General features: G+C 49.7%; 2 protein-coding genes. Both read left to right on the forward strand.

Features of this window, described 5'->3' with window-relative positions; translation table 11 throughout:
* Window positions 1-329 (forward strand): replication/maintenance protein RepL (locus FZ040_RS13795; protein WP_149172538.1); only part of this gene is annotated, 329 nt, incomplete at its 5' end.
* Window positions 330-1,287: 958 nt separating this feature from the next.
* Window positions 1,288-1,504: replication/maintenance protein RepL (locus FZ040_RS13800; protein WP_187620361.1), on the forward strand; the 217-nt coding region annotated here is incomplete at its 3' end.

The raw sequence follows: 1,504 nt of genomic DNA on the forward strand, positions 1-1,504 counted from the left end.
TAGAGCACACGGAACCAGCCAATAACACCTTTATCGGCTCTCAGCGGGCAATCTCGGATAAATCGGGAGTATCTCTTAGCACAGTTTCCCGCATCATGTCGAAATTGCAGGAACAGGGATTCTTGACGCAGATTCAACGCGGAGTATACCAAGTTTCGGCAAACATCATGCTTCGAGGAAGTGACCACAAGCAGCAACTTTTGTTGTCGTACTACAACGACGAGCAAGATAAAAATTCACAAGACCCAAAGCCTGAGAAAGAGACGTATCAGGACGCAAAAAGCGAACCAAGCCTTTTCACTGATGAGCAACTGAATCGAGCAGTCTAATCGAGCGGGAGAAATCCCGCTTTTTTATTTTCAGGAATGCGCACTTATGAGTTTCTCCGAAACCCGTGCTTAATCTGCCATTCTGGCAGTAAATTTGCGCCTTATGGGCTTGCTGATTTTGAGTGATCCATTTACCGTTTCAACGGCCTAAGCACGAGTGTTTCAAGCCGAAGGTTTGAGACACTCATAAGTGCGCATTCTGAAATTTGCCCCCAGAAGCCACAGAACCGCCTGTAAGCGTTTTTAACCCTCTGGGATATATTGGGCTACCCTCACACGCTCAAAATCGTTTCTGGAGGACGTGAGCGCCTCCTGGAGGGGTTGCAAGTGGACTGATAAGGGGATTTATCACAGGAGTGCGATAAATCCCCCCACCCCAGTTTCGGGGTTTGGCTGCAACTCGATGGGCGGGGCAGTCAAGGGGCAAGCGTCAGCAAGCTGCCGTGCTTCGCACCCCTTGACAGTCCCGCTCGGCTCCCATGGACAATAGAACCGCATGACAGCGGAAAGGGGGCCGGCCGGTACCGGACCGCCAAAGGCGGGAGGATAAGGAGGCCGGAGGGCGAAGCCCTTTACCCCTTGAAGCGTTACGCCCCCATAGGCTACCCCGCAAGGGGCAAATCAATGATTTGCCCCTCTGCCTAGCGGCGAGCGTCTGATGGGGGTGCAGGGGGCAATGCTCCCTGCTGGGGGCGAGGGGGGCAACGCCCCCCGACACTCTTTGCAGGAATTTTCGAGCTGGCTGTCACGTCCTTTGTATTGAGAAGAGAGGAAAACAAAACAAAAACCCTCACGAGCCCTTATATTTACTGGCTTCTCGGTTTTTTGCATGTAGTCAAATATGACAATGCATGTAGTCAAATTTGACCACATAACACTCTTGAAATGAGTTTTTTTGTTTGCTTTTCGTGACTACATAGAGTATAATCTGATTGTGACATATAAGGGGGTTGTTTGAATGGATAAACACATGGAGTACAGAGCCGATACACAGACCTTAATCGGCGAAAAAATGCGTCATCTGGTGGATACCGAAACGGGGGAACGAATCGATGTAAACCAGATAACCAAGCGAGTGTATGGCCAGAAATCATTCTGGAAAGTCTATCTCATGGACTTCCTGCAGGTTTTGGGGATTCTTGATAGCAAGCAAGTCGATGTGCTGATTTATATCC

This window comes from Pseudoselenomonas ruminis (genome assembly GCF_008271295.1).
GTDB classification, from domain to species: domain Bacteria; phylum Bacillota; class Negativicutes; order Selenomonadales; family Selenomonadaceae; genus Selenomonas_A; species Selenomonas_A ruminis.